The sequence below is a fragment of the Rhizobium sp. CB2179 genome (genome assembly GCF_057653455.1).
Genome location: NZ_CM172781.1, coordinates 1,453,298 through 1,467,118, shown reverse-complemented (window position 1 = coordinate 1,467,118; position 13,821 = coordinate 1,453,298). Strand labels below are relative to the sequence as shown.

The window sequence follows — 13,821 nt, the reverse complement described above, 5'->3', positions numbered from 1 at the left end:
TCTGCACCTCAGCCGGTTGAACGGCTGATCTGAAAAGAAGCGCGGCGCTGTCGTGCACAAACAAAAACAGCCGGGCTTCGCAGCCCGGCTGTTCTGTTTCCGCCGGAGCGGAGGATTTAAGCGGCGACGGCCTGCTCTTCAGCAGCGACGCGGGCCTTGTCTGCAGCGCCCTTGGCATAGGCGTCGCGATCCACGAATTCGATCACGGCCATGGCGGCATTGTCGCCCTGGCGGAAGCCGGCCTTCATGATGCGCAGGTAGCCGCCGTTGCGGGTGGCGTAACGCGTTGCGATCGTGTCGAACAGCTTCGCGACGACAGCGGCATCGCGGATCTGCGAGATCGCCTGACGGCGAGCGTGCAGGTCGCCGCGCTTGCCGAGCGTGACGAGCTTCTCGACGATCGGACGGATTTCCTTGGCCTTCGGCAGGGTCGTGACGATCTGCTCGTGGGTAATCAGCGAAGCCGCCATGTTGGCGAACATCGCCTTGCGGTGGCTTGCAGTTCTATTCAGCTTGCGGCCGGCTTTACCATGGCGCATTGCTATTCTCCTTTAATGCAGGTGCCCTTACGCTAAGTGGGCCTGCCGTTTCCTGGCACATGCAGGCGATCGGCCTGCTGTTTGACGGGGAAAGGCAGCCGAAAGAGCCTGCCTTTTGTTTTTTCAGTATTGATCTTCGTAACGCTTGGCGAGATCTTCGATGTTCTCGGGCGGCCATGCCGGCACTTCCATGCCGAGGTGCAGGCCCATGGAAGCGAGAACTTCCTTGATTTCGTTCAGCGACTTGCGACCAAAATTCGGTGTGCGGAGCATTTCTGCTTCGGTCTTCTGAATGAGGTCGCCGATGTAGACGATGTTGTCGTTCTTCAGGCAGTTTGCCGAACGGACCGACAGCTCGAGTTCGTCCACCTTCTTCAGGAGAGCCGGGTTGAAAGCGAGTTCGGTGACTGCTTCCTCTTCGGTTTCCTTCTGCGGCTCGTCGAAGTTGACGAAGACGCCAAGCTGATCCTGGAGGATGCGCGCCGCAAAAGCGACGGCGTCTTCGCCGGTGATCGAGCCATCGGTTTCGATGGTCATGTTCAGCTTGTCGTAGTCGAGAACCTGTCCTTCGCGGGTATTTTCAACCTTGTAGGACACCTTCTTGACCGGCGAGTAGAGGCTGTCGACCGGGATGAGACCGATCGGAGCATCTTCCGCACGATTGCGTTCGGCCGGAACATAGCCCTTGCCGTTGTTGACGGTGAATTCCATGCGGATCTCGGCACCCTCGTCGAGCGTGCAGATGACATGCTCGGGGTTGAGGATTTCGATATCGCCGACCGTCTGAATGTCGCCAGCCGTGACAACGCCAGGGCCCTGCTTACGCACGACCATGCGCTTTGCATCGTCGCCATCCATCTTGATGGCGATTTCCTTGATGTTGAGCACGATGTCCGTGACGTCTTCGCGGACGCCCGGAATCGAGGAGAATTCATGCAGCACGCCATCGATCTGCACCGCCGTGACGGCAGCACCGCGCAGCGAGGAAAGCAGAACGCGGCGAAGCGCGTTGCCGAGGGTGAGGCCGAAGCCGCGCTCCAGCGGTTCGGCAACAAGCGTCGCCCTGGTGCGCGAGCTCGAGGAGAACTCCACCTTGTTCGGCTTGATCAGTTCCTGCCAGTTCTTCTGAATCATGAGTTTGCCTTCCGTTCGTTGCCACCATCCAATCGTGGCAACCGAGCTTGAAAACCACCGGGAGCGCGCAGGCGCTCACCGGTGACGAGAGCGATGATCAGACGCGGCGCTTCTTGCGCGGACGGCAGCCATTGTGCGGGATCGGGGTCACGTCGCGGATGGACGTGATCATGAAACCTGCAGCCTGGAGCGCGCGCAGAGCCGATTCACGACCCGAACCCGGACCGCAGACTTCGACTTCCAGCGACTTCATGCCGTGCTCCTGGGCCTTCTTGGCGCAGTCTTCGGCAGCGATCTGGGCAGCGAACGGGGTCGACTTGCGCGAGCCCTTGAAGCCCTTGGCGCCAGCCGACGACCAGGCGATCGCATTGCCCTGCGCATCGGTGATGGTGATCATCGTGTTGTTGAAGGTCGAGTTGACGTGAGCGACACCCGACGAGATATTCTTGCGCTCGCGACGGCGAACGCGGACGGCTTCCTTAGCCATGGTATTCCTTTCGTTGATCTCTTCACCGCCGTAATGCCAGCGGCTACACCGGAACGGCGCCTATATGGTCCCGCTCCAAACTCAAAAGAGGCCGGCGCAGACCGCCAGCCTCCCCACCCCGGTTTCCCGGAAATTACTTCTTCTTGCCAGCGATTGCCTTTGCCGGACCCTTGCGGGTGCGGGCATTGGTATGCGTGCGCTGACCGCGGACCGGAAGGCCGCGGCGATGACGCAGGCCGCGGTAGCAGCCGAGGTCCATCAGGCGCTTGATGTTCATCGCGGTATCGCGACGAAGATCGCCTTCGACCTGATAGTCGCGGTCGATAGCTTCACGGATCTGAAGGACTTCTGCGTCCGTCAGCTGATGCACACGGCGTTCAGCCGGGATACCGACCTTCTCGACGATTTCCTGTGCGAATTTCGAACCGATCCCGTGAATGTAGGTCAGCGCGATGACAACGCGCTTCGCAGTCGGGATGTTGACGCCAGCGATACGTGCCACGCCTATTCTCCTTGCATTCCAGTTGCCATCCGGCAAGTGGGCTTCGTTATGCGGTCTTGAGAACCGCCCGTTCAGATTTACGTCCGTAACATGTCAAAACGACCGCACCCGGACTTCCCTGGGAAATCCGCGCCGATCGCATGGAATGTCGCGAGTTGGCGCGGTGTTTAGCGGAATCACTGCTGAAAAGCAACCGTTCCGCCAAGTTTATTTTCAAAGCCTTAAAGCTTGGAAAGAATGCTTTCGACCTCGGCGGTCACCTGATCGATTTCTGCCATGCCGTCCACGGACTTGAGTTTGTCCTTGGCATGGTAATAGCCGATCAGCGGCGAGGTTTCCTTGTAGTAGACCTCGAGACGCTTGATCATGGTCTCGGCGTTGTCATCAGGACGGCGTTTGAAGTGAGTCGAACCGCACTTGTCGCAAACACCTTCCTTGGCCGGGAGCTTGTCAGTGTCATGATAGACAGTGCCGCACTGAATGCAGGTATATCGACCATCCACCCGACGGATGAGTTCCTTGTCGTCGACGCGAAACTCGATAACCACTGAGAGGTCAAGACCCTTGGACTTTAGCATCCCCTCGGTGGCATCGGCCTGCACGAGTGTGCGAGGAAAACCATCGAGAATGAAGCCGTTGGCGCAATCGGGCTGATCGATTCGCTCAGAGACGATGGCGATGACGATCTCATCAGAGACGAGTTTGCCGGCGTCCATGACCGCCTTGGCGCGTTTCCCCACCTCTGTGCCAGCTTCGGTAGCAGCACGCAGCATGTCTCCAGTGGAAAGCTGCGGAATGCCGTGCTTTTCCACGATCCGCTGGGCCTGGGTTCCCTTACCCGCGCCCGGCGGCCCCAAAAGGATAAGTCTCATCGCCCCCTCTTTCCTCCACGCAACTTCGATTTCTTGATCAGGCCTTCGTATTGCTGCGCGATCAGGTGACCCTGGATCTGTGCAACCGTATCAAGAGTTACGCTAACCACGATCAAAAGCGAAGTCCCACCAAGGGCTAATGGAATGCCGGTTTGCGACACCAGAATCTCTGGGAGGATGCAGACGAAGACGAGATAGAGCGCACCGATCACCGTGATTCGGGTCAGCACGTAGTCGATATATTCGGCGGTGCGCTCGCCCGGACGGATGCCGGGAATGAAGCCGCCATGCTTCTTCAGATTGTCGGCCGTGTCCTTCGGATTAAAGACGATGGCCGTATAGAAGAAGGCGAAGAAGGCGATCAGCGCGCCGTACAGCGCCATATAGAGCGGTTGACCGTGGCCGAGGGCCGCGACGATCGATGTCACCCAGGAGGGCATTGCCGAGGTGTTGGCGAAACCGGCGACCGTTGCCGGCAGCAGCAGCAGCGACGACGCGAAGATTGCCGGAATGACGCCTGACGTGTTCAACTTCAGCGGCAGATGCGAGGTATCGCCCTGGAACATCCGATTGCCAACCTGACGCTTCGGATACTGGATCAGCAGCCGGCGCTGGGCGCGCTCGACGAAGACGATGATGCCGATGACGGCGATCGCGACGATGATGACGAGCAGAATGAGGAAGGTCGACAGCGCCCCGGTGCGGCCGAGTTCAAGCGTGCCGGCAAGAGCTGTCGGAAGGCCGGCGGCGATGCCGGCGAAAATGATCAGCGAGATGCCGTTGCCGATGCCGCGCGAGGTGATCTGCTCACCGAGCCACATCAGGAACATCGTGCCGCCGAGCAACGTCAGAACGGTGGAGACGCGGAAGAACCAGCCGGCCTCGACGACGAGGCCTTGGCCGCTTTCAAGGCCGGCGGCAATGCCATAGGCCTGGAGCGCACCGAGGATAACGGTACCATAGCGGGTATACTGGTTGATGATCTTACGGCCCTGCTCGCCTTCCTTCTTCAGGTTTTCGAGCGCCGGCACGACCGAGGTCATGAGCTGCACAATGATCGAAGCGGAGATATAGGGCATGATGCCGAGCGCAAAGATCGCCATGCGCTGAACAGCGCCGCCCGAGAACATGTTGAAAAGGCCGAGAATGCCGCCTGACTGGCCGCGGAAAGCCTGGGCATAGGCTTCAGGATTGAGGCCTGGAAGCGGAATATGCGTGCCGAGTCGATAGACGAGGAGAGCTGCCAGTGTGAACCACAAGCGCTTCTTCAAATCCTCGGCTTTGGCGAAGGTCGAAAAATTGAGGTTGGATGCCAATTGTTCCGCTGCAGAAGCCATGCGTTTCTCCGCGCTACCAATTCCGGCGTCTCTGGGGGACAGACCGGACCCGGAATCAGTATGAAATTATTCAAAACCGGGCTCAGGACGGATTGCGGCGCAACCCCTTGCCTCACCCTTGTTTTCGAGTCTTACCGGCATGACGCGGGCGCGCCAGCCAAGTTTTTGTGAGGCCCACATATGGGAGCAAAATCGCCCGGTGTGAAGCACTCCGGGCGATATATCATCAGATTATTTATTCGGCTGCAGCGGGAGCCGAAAGCAGCGTCACGGTGCCGCCGGCCTTTTCGATCTTCTCGACGGCAGGCTTGGAGGCGCCTGCAACGACGATGGTGATCTTGGCCTTGATCTCGCCGTCGGCGAGAACGCGAACGCCGTCCTTGACGCGGCGGATGACACCAGCAGCCTTGAGGGCAGCTGCGTCAACGGTCGTCTTGGCATCGAGCTTGCCGGCGTCGATCGCCGTCTGGATACGGGCCAGCGACACGACAACAAAATCGGAAGCGAAAATGTTGTTGAAGCCACGCTTCGGCAGGCGACGATAGATCGGCATCTGGCCGCCTTCGAAGCCGTTGATGGCGACGCCTGAACGGGACTTCTGACCCTTCACGCCGCGACCACCAGTCTTGCCCGAGCCCGAGCCGATACCGCGGCCGAGGCGCTTGCGGCTGTGGGTCGAGCCTTCGTTGTCCTTGATTTCATTGAGTTTCATGAGCGTTTCCTCCGTCTCACTTCTCGTCGACGACGCGAACGAGATGCTGGACAGCACGGATCATGCCACGAACGGAAGGAGTATCCTCCAGCGTGCGGCGACGGTGCATCTTGTTCAGTCCGAGACCGATCAGCGTGCGCTGCTGGACATCCGGACGGCGAATCGGGCTGCCGATCTGTTCGATCGTGACAGTCTTCGCTTCAGCCTTCTTAGTAGCCTTGGCCATCTGTCAAACTCCTCTTATTCTTCAGAGGCGTTGCCGGAGGCGCTACGACGAGCCTGCAGCGTTGCATACTTGATGCCGCGCTGAGCTGCGATGTCCTTCGGGTGAACCTGGTGCTTCAGAGCGTCGAAGGTGGCGCGAACCATGTTGTAGGGGTTCGACGAACCGGTCGACTTGGCGACGACGTCGTGCATGCCGAGTGTTTCGAATACGGCGCGCATCGGACCGCCCGCGATGATGCCGGTACCGACCTTGGCCGAGCGCAGCAGAACCTTGCCGGCGCCGTGGCGGCCGTGAACGTCGTGATGCAGCGTACGGCCGTCACGCAGCGGTACGAAGATCAGTTCGCGCTTAGCGGCTTCGGTTGCCTTGCGGATGGCTTCCGGTACTTCACGTGCCTTGCCATGGCCGAAGCCAACGCGGCCCTTCTGGTCGCCAACGACGACGAGTGCTGCAAAACCGAAACGACGGCCGCCCTTGACGACCTTGGCGACGCGGTTGATCGCGACAAGCTTGTCGACGAATTCGCTATCGCGCTCTTCACGGCTCTGGCGGTCGTCCCGCTGCGGCCTTCTTTCCTGTGCCATTGTCCTCTTCCTTTTTCTTTTCCGGGTGCAATCGGCAAACAAATGTGGACCGCATTAGCCTCCCCTTTCGGAGAGTGCCTGCGGTCCGGCGAAAATCCGGCCGGCGCTTGAGGCGTCCGGCCGGAAACTGATCAGAAGGTGAGACCGCCTTCGCGGGCCGCTTCGGCGAGAGCCTTGATGCGGCCGTGATAGATGAAGGCGCCACGGTCGAACACGACTTCCGTAACACCGGCCTTGGAGGCCCGCTCGGCGAGGAGCTTGCCCACAACGGTAGCGGCGGCGGTATCGGCACCGGTCTTCAGAGAACCGCGCAGATCCTTCTCGAGGGTGGAGGCAGACGCGAGCGTCTTGCCGGCCACGTCATCGATGACCTGGGCGTAGATGTTCTTCGAGGAGCGATGAACCGACAGGCGCGGACGGCCATTGGCCACCGACTTGAGATGACGGCGCACGCGGTTGGCACGACGTGCAAGTGCTTCTTTCCTGCTAGCCATTTCGCGTGATCCTTACTTCTTCTTGCCTTCTTTGCGGACGATCCGCTCGTCAGCGTACTTGACGCCCTTGCCCTTGTAGGGCTCGGGACCGCGATATTCGCGGATTTCGGCGGCAACCTGACCGACCTGCTGCTTGTTGATGCCGCTGACGACGATTTCCGTCGGCTTCGGAACAACGATCGAGATACCGACCGGCGGCTCGTAGATCACGTCGTGGCTGAAACCGAGGGCCAGCTGCAGGTTCTTGCCCTGCATGGCGGCGCGGTAACCGACGCCGTTGATTTCAAGCTTGCGCTCGAAACCGTCCTTGACGCCCTTGAAGATGCCTTCGATCATCGTGCGGGACATGCCCCACTTTGACCGCGCATCCTTGGTCTGGTTCACCGGCGTCACGACGACGGCGTTATTTTCAAGCTTGAGGCTGATTTCGTCGTTAGCAACGAAAAACAGCTCGCCCTTCGGGCCCTTTGCAGTCACCTTCTGGCCATCGACCGTAGCCGTGATCCCAGCAGGCACCTGAACGGGCTTTTTACCGATACGAGACATGTTTCAATCCTGTCTGTTCGCTATGGAGATCCCTGCCCAATCTTAGAAGACCGAGCAAAGAACCTCGCCACCAACGTTCTGTTCGCGAGCCTGGTGATCGGCCATCACACCCTTCGGAGTCGAAAGGATGGTGATGCCGAGACCGTTCGCGACCTGCGGAATGGACTTGACCGAGACATAAACCCGGCGGCCCGGCTTGGACACACGGCCGATCTCACGGATCACCGATGCGCCTTCATAATATTTCAGCTCGATGCTGAGTTCCGACTTGCCATTGCCGAAATCGACAACGGAATAGCCACGGATGTAGCCTTCGGACTGCAGAACATCGAGAACACGTGCACGGAGCTTCGAAGCAGGCGTCGAAACCGACGACTTGCGGCGAGAAGCACCGTTACGGATGCGAGTGAGCATATCGCCCAACGGATCAGTCATTGTCATGTAACCTGCTCCTTACCAGCTCGACTTGACGATACCCGGCACCTTGCCGAGATTGCCGAGTTCACGCAGCGCAATACGCGACATGCGCAGTTTGCGGTAATATGCGCGCGGACGCCCCGAAACTTCGCAACGGTTGCGAATACGGGTCTTCGATCCATCACGCGGCAGGGATGCCAGCTTGATCGAGGCCTTGAACCGCTCTTCGATCGGAAGAGCCTGGTTCATGATGATCGCCTTCAACCCAGCCCGCTTAGCGGCCTGGTTAGCGACCGTAGTACGGCGGCGCTTGTTCTTTTCAACTGCGCTTGTCTTCGCCATGTCAGGTTCCTTTTCTACGCTCGTCGTTACGGTTATTGACGGAACGGGAAGCTGAACTCTTTCAGAAGAGCCCGTGCCTCGTCGTCGGTCGTCGCCGTCGTGCAAACGATGATGTCCATGCCCCACATCTGATCAACCTTGTCGTAGTTGATCTCAGGGAACACAATGTGCTCCTTGATGCCCATGGCGAAGTTGCCACGGCCGTCAAAGCTTTTCGGGTTCAGGCCGCGGAAGTCGCGAACGCGCGGGAGCGCGATGTTCACGAGACGGTCCATGAACTCGTACATGCGGGCGCCGCGCAGGGTGACCTTGGCGCCGATCGGCATCTGTTCGCGGACCTTGAAGCCTGCGATAGAGTTACGTGCGCGGGTGATGACCGGCTTCTGGCCGGCAATCGCTGCGAGGTCGGCGGCAGCCACCGTCGGCTTCTTCGAGTCAGCGGTCGCTTCGCCGACACCCATGTTGATCACGATCTTGTCGAGCTTCGGGATCATCATCTCATTGGCGTAGGAGAACTGCTCCTGCAACGCCTTGCGGATGCGCTCGACATATTCCTTCTTGAGCCGCGGCTCATATTTTGCCTCAGCCATCGATCACTTCTCCAGAACGCTTGGCCACACGGACCTTCTTGCCGTCAACAACCTTGAAACCGACGCGGGTCGGCTTGCCATCCTTGTCGATGATTGCAACGTTGGACAGGTGAACCGGGGCTTCCTTGTTGATGATGCCGGCTTCCTGGGTCTGCGTCTGGCGCTGGTGGCGCTTGACGACGTTGACGCCACGAACAACGGCACGATCTTCCTTCGGCATGACCTGGACAACTTCGCCGGTACGGCCCTTGTCCTTGCCAGCGAGCATGACGACCTTGTCGCCCTTACGAATCTTCTGCATCGCTTCGCTCCTTACAGTACTTCGGGAGCCAGCGAGATGATCTTCATGTGGTTCTTGGCGCGAAGTTCGCGCGGAACCGGTCCGAAGATACGGGTGCCGATCGGCTCTTTCTTGTTGTCGATGAGGACTGCTGCGTTGGTGTCGAAGCGGATGACGGAGCCATCTGCACGACGGATGTCCTTGGCGGTGCGAACGACAACCGCCTTCATCACGTCACCCTTCTTCACACGGCCGCGCGGGATCGCTTCCTTGATCGAAACGACGATGACGTCGCCGATCGAGGCATACTTGCGCTTCGAGCCGCCCAGCACCTTGATGCACATGACACGACGTGCGCCGGAATTATCCGCGACGTCGAGGTTTGTTTGCATCTGAATCATATCAGGTCGCCTTCTTGGTTTACCGGAATGGTTGGGCTAGCCCCCTACTCCGGCTTATGAAAATTTTCGCCGGCCGAGCTGCCGTGAGGCAGCACAGACGCGGCAATAGCTGAATAGCGCGGGGTCGATCGTGCCAGGGTGGTTTCCCGAACGGGACCTTCCGTGCGCTCAAAGCAAAAGAACGCCCGGCATTCGAGCGTTCTGACGCTGCTTCATACAGATATTTCGGCGAGACGCAAGGCCTCGCGCAAAATTCTGTTACTTGCCCTGGGCGGAAATCACCGTCCAGCGCTTGTCCTTGGAGATGGGCGCGCATTCCTCGATGGATACGGTATCGCCGATCTTGTACTGGTTGTTCTCGTCGTGGGCCTTGTACTTCTTGGAACGACGAACGGTCTTCTGGAGCAGTGGGTGAGCGAAACGACGCTCGACACGAACCACTACCGTCTTCTCGTTCTTGTCGCCAACGACGACGCCCTGCAGGATGCGCTTCGGCATATTTTTCTTCCTTTAGGCCTTAACTTCTGCCGCCTTCTGGCGGGCAATGGTTTTCACGCGGGCGATGTCCTTGCGAACTTCGTTGATGCGCGAGGACTTTTCGAGCTGGCCGGTCGCCTTCTGAAAGCGCAGGTTGAACTGCTCCTTCTTCAGCTTGGCAAGCTCGTCCTTGAGTTGGTCGGCGGTGAACGCGCGAACGTCTGAGGCTTTCATGAGCTCATTCCTTACTCTGCAATGCGCTGAACGAAGCGCGTCTTGACCGAGAGCTTGGCAGAGCCGAGGCGAAGCGCCTCACGGGCGATTTCTTCGCTGACACCGTCGATCTCGAACATCATACGGCCGGGCTTGACCTTGCATGCCCAGTATTCAACGGAGCCCTTACCCTTACCCATACGGACTTCGGTCGGCTTTTTGGTTACCGGAACGTCCGGGAACACGCGGATCCATACACGGCCGGCGCGCTTCATATAACGCGTGATCGCGCGGCGGGCCGCTTCGATCTCGCGCGCGTTGACGCGGTTGGGTTCCTGTGCCTTCAGGCCGAATTCGCCGAATGCCAGGTCAGAACCGCCCTTGGCGACGCCCTTGATGCGGCCCTTGAACTGCTTGCGGTACTTGGTACGCTTTGGCTGCAACATTTTCTTATTCTCCGAACTTCTCTGCCACGCGCGCTATCAAGCGTTGTCGCGGCGACGGTCTCTGTCGCGGTCACGATCACGGCTTGCCGGACCCTGGGCGTCACCTTCCATCGCGCGGCGCTCGGAAGCCATCGGATCATGCTCAAGGATTTCGCCCTTGAAGATCCAGACCTTGATGCCGCAGATGCCGAAAGCGGTTTCTGCTTCAGCCGTGCCGTAGTCGATGTCTGCGCGCAGCGTGTGCAGCGGCACACGACCTTCGCGGTACCATTCCGTACGGGCGATTTCAGCGCCGCCGAGACGGCCGGCGCAGGTGATCTTGATGCCCTCGGCGCCAAGACGCATCGCGGACTGAACGGCGCGCTTCATAGCGCGGCGGAAAGCCACGCGACGCTCGAGCTGCTGGGCGATCGACTGAGCGACCAGCGTCGCATCGACTTCGGGCTTGCGCACTTCGACGATGTTGAGGTGCGTTTCCGAATTCGTCATCTCCGACAGCTTCTTGCGGAGCTTGTCGATGTCTGCGCCCTTGCGGCCGATGATCAGGCCCGGACGTGCCGAGTGGATCGTGACGCGGCACTTCTTGTGCGGACGCTCGATAACCACCTTGGAGATCCCGGCCTGCTTCAGTTCGCTCATGACGAACTTGCGCATCTTCAGGTCTTCGTGCAGCAGTTGGCCGTACTCGGCATTGTCCGCAAACCAGCGGCTATCCCAGGTACGGTTGATGCCGAGGCGGAAACCGATTGGATTGATTTTCTGACCCATTATGCGGCCTCCTCTGCTGCCTGCACTTCACGAACCACGATCGTCAGGTGCGCGAAGGGCTTTTCAATGCGCGACGCGCGACCGCGGCCACGAGCGTGGAAACGCTTCATGACGATCGACTTGCCGACATAGGCCTCGGCGACAACCAGCGAGTCGACGTCGAGATCGTGGTTGTTCTCGGCGTTGGCAATCGCAGATTCAAGCGTCTTCTTGACGGCGCCTGCGATGCGCTTGCGGGAGAACTCCAGCTCCGCGAGTGCGCGCTCGACCTTCTTGCCGCGGATAGCCGCAGCAACCAGGTTGAGCTTCTGGGGGCTGACGCGGAGCGTGCGGGCGACTGCTTGCGCCTCGTTGTCCTTCAGCCGGCGTTCGGCTTTTGCCTTGCCCATTGTTACTTCCTCTTCGCCTTCTTGTCCGCGCCGTGACCGTAGTAGGTGCGGGTCGGAGAGAATTCACCGAATTTGTGACCGACCATGTCTTCATTGACGCTGACCGGGATATGCTTGCTGCCGTTGTAGACGCCGAAGGTGAGACCGACGAACTGCGGCAGGATCGTGGAGCGACGGCTCCAGATCTTGATCACTTCACTGCGACCGCCTTCACGAACCTTCTCAGCCTTCTTGAGAAGATAGCCGTCAACGAACGGACCTTTCCATACTGAACGAGCCATTGGAGACTTCCTCTCTTACTTCTTACGCTGATGACGCGAGCGCATGATCATCTTGTCGGTCGACTTGTTCGACCGGGTGCGCTTGCCCTTGGTCGGCTTGCCCCACGGTGTCACCGGATGGCGACCACCGGAGGTGCGGCCTTCGCCACCGCCGTGCGGATGGTCGACCGGGTTCATGACGACACCGCGGTTATGCGGGCGCTTGCCGCGCCAAACGGTACGACCGGCCTTGCCGTCGTTGATGTTGGCGTGATCAGGGTTGGAGACGGCGCCGATCGAAGCAAGGCAGGAGCCATGAACGAGACGCTGTTCACCGGAGTTCAGGCGAAGGATCGCCATGCCCTGGTCGCGGCCGACGAGCTGTGCGTAGCCACCGGCGGAGCGAGCGATCTGACCACCCTTACCCGGCTTCATTTCCACATTGTGGATGATGGAGCCGACCGGGATGAACTGCAGCGGCATGGTGTTGCCGGGCTTGACGTCGACAGCCTTCTCGGAAGCGATGACCTTGTCACCGGCAGCGAGGCGCTGAGGAGCGATGATATAAGCCTTCTCGCCGTCAGCATAGTTCACCAACGCGATGAAAGCCGTGCGGTTCGGATCGTATTCGATACGCTCGACCGTGCCTTCGACGTCGAACTTGCGACGCTTGAAGTCGATCAGACGATAGGTGCGCTTGTGACCCCCGCCGATGAAGCGGGCGGTGATGCGACCGAGGTTGTTACGACCGCCGCTCTTGGTCAGACCTTCCGTCAGCGCCTTGACCGGCTTGCCCTTGTAGAGGGCCGAGCGGTCGACGATGACCAGCTGGCGCTGGCTCGGGGTGATCGGATTGAAAGTTTTCAATGCCATTTTCTTATACCTCAGAGACCGGTGGAGACGTCGATCGTCTGGCCTTCAGCCAGTGTCACAACAGCCTTCTTCACGTCCTTCTGCTTGCCGACGAAACCGCGGAACCGCTTGGTCTTGCCCTTGCGCAGCAGAGTGTTGACAGCCGTGACCTTGACGCCGAACAGCGCCTCGACCGCAGCCTTGATTTCCGGCTTCGTCGCCTGCTTGGCGACATTGAATACAACCTGGTTGTTTTCGGATACCAGCGTGGACTTTTCGGTGATCGCCGGAGAGACGATCACATCGTAGTGGCGAAGATCGGTCACTTGAATCGCTCCTCTAGCGCTTCAACCGCAGCCTTGGAAAGCACGAGCTTGCCGCGGCGCACGATGTCGTAAACGTTGATGCCCTGGATCGGCAGAACATCGATGTTCGGGATGTTCTGAGCTGCAAGCTTGAAGTTGCCGTCAAGCTCTGCGCCGCCGATGAAGAGGGCGTTGGTCAGGCCGAGCGTCTCGAAAACGGACGCGAGCGACTTGGTCTTGGCTTCAGCGGCAACCAGGTTGTCGATGACGATGACGTCATCGGCCTTGATCTTGGCCGAAAGGGCGTGGCGAAGGCCGAGTGCGCGAACCTTCTTCGGAAGATCGTGCTCGTGGCTGCGGACAACCGGGCCGTGAGCCTTGCCGCCGCCGCGGAACTGCGGAGCGCGAGCCGAATGGTGGCGGGCGCGGCCCGTACCCTTCTGCTTGTACATCTTGGCGCCGGTGCGCGAAATTTCCGCGCGGCCCTTAGCCTTGTGCGTGCCCTGCTGCTTCTTGGCAAGTTGCCAGCGGATGACGCGGGCGAGAATGTCTTCGCGGGGCTCGAGGCCGAAAATAGCGTCCGAAAGGGAAACCTTCCCGGCGTCTTTTCCCTCGAGGGTCTTGACGTTGAATTCCATTGATCTGGCT

25 protein-coding genes are annotated in these 13,821 nt (G+C 59.6%); all 25 read right to left on the bottom strand.

Translation table 11 applies throughout. The annotated features are described in order from the left end of the window. Positions 1-116: 116 nt before the first annotated feature. The 25 genes from rplQ to rplD all read right to left on the bottom strand — a co-directional run bounded on the left by rplQ (position 117) and on the right by rplD (position 13,811). Positions 117-539, bottom strand: a complete 423-nt coding sequence (gene rplQ / locus AC244Q_RS07370) for a 50S ribosomal protein L17 (RefSeq protein WP_003547581.1) — start codon at positions 537-539, stop codon at positions 117-119. Between the two features lie 123 nt (positions 540-662). Next, positions 663-1,673, bottom strand: coding sequence for a DNA-directed RNA polymerase subunit alpha (locus AC244Q_RS07365; RefSeq protein ID WP_003547579.1), 1,011 nt, complete (start codon positions 1,671-1,673; stop codon positions 663-665). A 97-nt stretch (positions 1,674-1,770) separates the two neighbouring features. Further along, complete coding sequence (rpsK, locus tag AC244Q_RS07360) at positions 1,771-2,160, bottom strand: 30S ribosomal protein S11 (protein WP_003547577.1); 390 nt, start codon at positions 2,158-2,160, stop codon at positions 1,771-1,773. Between the two features lie 133 nt (positions 2,161-2,293). Next, the gene (gene rpsM / locus AC244Q_RS07355; RefSeq protein WP_003547573.1) at positions 2,294-2,662 is read right to left on the bottom strand and encodes a 30S ribosomal protein S13; all 369 of its coding nucleotides are present in this window, start codon (positions 2,660-2,662) and stop codon (positions 2,294-2,296) included. Positions 2,663-2,883: 221 nt separating this feature from the next. Next, entirely contained in the window at positions 2,884-3,534 is a 651-nt protein-coding gene (locus AC244Q_RS07350; protein ID WP_113546959.1) for an adenylate kinase, read from the bottom strand. Then, entirely contained in the window at positions 3,531-4,871 is a 1,341-nt protein-coding gene (gene secY / locus AC244Q_RS07345) for a preprotein translocase subunit SecY (protein WP_012757022.1), read from the bottom strand. The genes AC244Q_RS07350 and secY overlap by 4 nt, the downstream gene beginning before the upstream one ends. 235 nt (positions 4,872-5,106) lie before the next feature. Further along, positions 5,107-5,583 carry a 50S ribosomal protein L15 gene (gene rplO / locus AC244Q_RS07340; RefSeq protein WP_003547567.1) on the bottom strand — a complete coding sequence of 159 codons (477 nt, stop codon included), beginning with the start codon at positions 5,581-5,583 and terminating at the stop codon, positions 5,107-5,109. A gap of 16 nt (positions 5,584-5,599) precedes the next feature. After that, on the bottom strand, positions 5,600-5,809 hold the full coding sequence (gene rpmD / locus AC244Q_RS07335; RefSeq protein ID WP_003547566.1) for a 50S ribosomal protein L30: 210 nt from the start codon (positions 5,807-5,809) through the stop codon (positions 5,600-5,602). 14 nt (positions 5,810-5,823) lie between these two features. Next, positions 5,824-6,393 (bottom strand): 30S ribosomal protein S5, encoded by a 570-nt coding sequence (rpsE, locus tag AC244Q_RS07330; RefSeq protein WP_003547565.1) that lies wholly within the window; start codon positions 6,391-6,393, stop codon positions 5,824-5,826. 131 nt (positions 6,394-6,524) lie between these two features. Beyond that, positions 6,525-6,887, bottom strand: a complete 363-nt coding sequence (rplR, locus tag AC244Q_RS07325; RefSeq protein ID WP_003547564.1) for a 50S ribosomal protein L18 — start codon at positions 6,885-6,887, stop codon at positions 6,525-6,527. Positions 6,888-6,899: 12 nt separating this feature from the next. After that, positions 6,900-7,433 (bottom strand): 50S ribosomal protein L6, encoded by a 534-nt coding sequence (rplF, locus tag AC244Q_RS07320; RefSeq protein ID WP_003547563.1) that lies wholly within the window; start codon positions 7,431-7,433, stop codon positions 6,900-6,902. Positions 7,434-7,475: 42 nt separating this feature from the next. Then, positions 7,476-7,874 carry a 30S ribosomal protein S8 gene (gene rpsH, locus AC244Q_RS07315; protein ID WP_003547562.1) on the bottom strand — a complete coding sequence of 133 codons (399 nt, stop codon included), beginning with the start codon at positions 7,872-7,874 and terminating at the stop codon, positions 7,476-7,478. Positions 7,875-7,886: 12 nt separating this feature from the next. Then, positions 7,887-8,192 carry a 30S ribosomal protein S14 gene (gene rpsN / locus AC244Q_RS07310; RefSeq protein ID WP_003547561.1) on the bottom strand — a complete coding sequence of 102 codons (306 nt, stop codon included), beginning with the start codon at positions 8,190-8,192 and terminating at the stop codon, positions 7,887-7,889. A gap of 32 nt (positions 8,193-8,224) precedes the next feature. Next, the gene (rplE, locus tag AC244Q_RS07305; protein WP_003547560.1) at positions 8,225-8,782 is read right to left on the bottom strand and encodes a 50S ribosomal protein L5; all 558 of its coding nucleotides are present in this window, start codon (positions 8,780-8,782) and stop codon (positions 8,225-8,227) included. Continuing rightward, positions 8,775-9,083 (bottom strand): 50S ribosomal protein L24, encoded by a 309-nt coding sequence (rplX, locus tag AC244Q_RS07300; RefSeq protein WP_003547559.1) that lies wholly within the window; start codon positions 9,081-9,083, stop codon positions 8,775-8,777. Before rplX ends, rplE begins: the two co-directional genes overlap by 8 nt. A gap of 11 nt (positions 9,084-9,094) precedes the next feature. Further along, positions 9,095-9,463: a 50S ribosomal protein L14 gene (gene rplN / locus AC244Q_RS07295; protein ID WP_003547558.1), complete on the bottom strand. Its 369-nt coding sequence runs from the start codon at positions 9,461-9,463 to the stop codon at positions 9,095-9,097. Positions 9,464-9,721: 258 nt separating this feature from the next. After that, positions 9,722-9,961: a 30S ribosomal protein S17 gene (gene rpsQ / locus AC244Q_RS07290; protein ID WP_003547557.1), complete on the bottom strand. Its 240-nt coding sequence runs from the start codon at positions 9,959-9,961 to the stop codon at positions 9,722-9,724. Positions 9,962-9,973: 12 nt separating this feature from the next. Beyond that, the gene (rpmC, locus tag AC244Q_RS07285; RefSeq protein WP_003558545.1) at positions 9,974-10,174 is read right to left on the bottom strand and encodes a 50S ribosomal protein L29; all 201 of its coding nucleotides are present in this window, start codon (positions 10,172-10,174) and stop codon (positions 9,974-9,976) included. Between the two features lie 11 nt (positions 10,175-10,185). Continuing rightward, entirely contained in the window at positions 10,186-10,599 is a 414-nt protein-coding gene (gene rplP / locus AC244Q_RS07280) for a 50S ribosomal protein L16 (protein ID WP_003547555.1), read from the bottom strand. A 36-nt stretch (positions 10,600-10,635) separates the two neighbouring features. Next, positions 10,636-11,367 carry a 30S ribosomal protein S3 gene (gene rpsC, locus AC244Q_RS07275; RefSeq protein WP_003547554.1) on the bottom strand — a complete coding sequence of 244 codons (732 nt, stop codon included), beginning with the start codon at positions 11,365-11,367 and terminating at the stop codon, positions 10,636-10,638. Further along, positions 11,367-11,756, bottom strand: coding sequence for a 50S ribosomal protein L22 (gene rplV, locus AC244Q_RS07270; RefSeq protein ID WP_003547553.1), 390 nt, complete (start codon positions 11,754-11,756; stop codon positions 11,367-11,369). The genes rpsC and rplV overlap by 1 nt, the downstream gene beginning before the upstream one ends. Positions 11,757-11,758: 2 nt before the next feature. Next, on the bottom strand, positions 11,759-12,037 hold the full coding sequence (gene rpsS, locus AC244Q_RS07265) for a 30S ribosomal protein S19 (protein ID WP_003547552.1): 279 nt from the start codon (positions 12,035-12,037) through the stop codon (positions 11,759-11,761). Positions 12,038-12,052: 15 nt separating this feature from the next. After that, positions 12,053-12,889: a 50S ribosomal protein L2 gene (gene rplB, locus AC244Q_RS07260; protein WP_012757021.1), complete on the bottom strand. Its 837-nt coding sequence runs from the start codon at positions 12,887-12,889 to the stop codon at positions 12,053-12,055. An 11-nt stretch (positions 12,890-12,900) separates the two neighbouring features. Further along, positions 12,901-13,194 carry a 50S ribosomal protein L23 gene (locus AC244Q_RS07255; protein ID WP_003547550.1) on the bottom strand — a complete coding sequence of 98 codons (294 nt, stop codon included), beginning with the start codon at positions 13,192-13,194 and terminating at the stop codon, positions 12,901-12,903. Beyond that, a complete protein-coding gene (gene rplD, locus AC244Q_RS07250; protein ID WP_012757020.1) occupies positions 13,191-13,811 on the bottom strand; it encodes a 50S ribosomal protein L4 in 621 nt (206 codons plus the stop codon). Before rplD ends, AC244Q_RS07255 begins: the two co-directional genes overlap by 4 nt. Between the last annotated feature and the right edge of the window lie 10 nt (positions 13,812-13,821).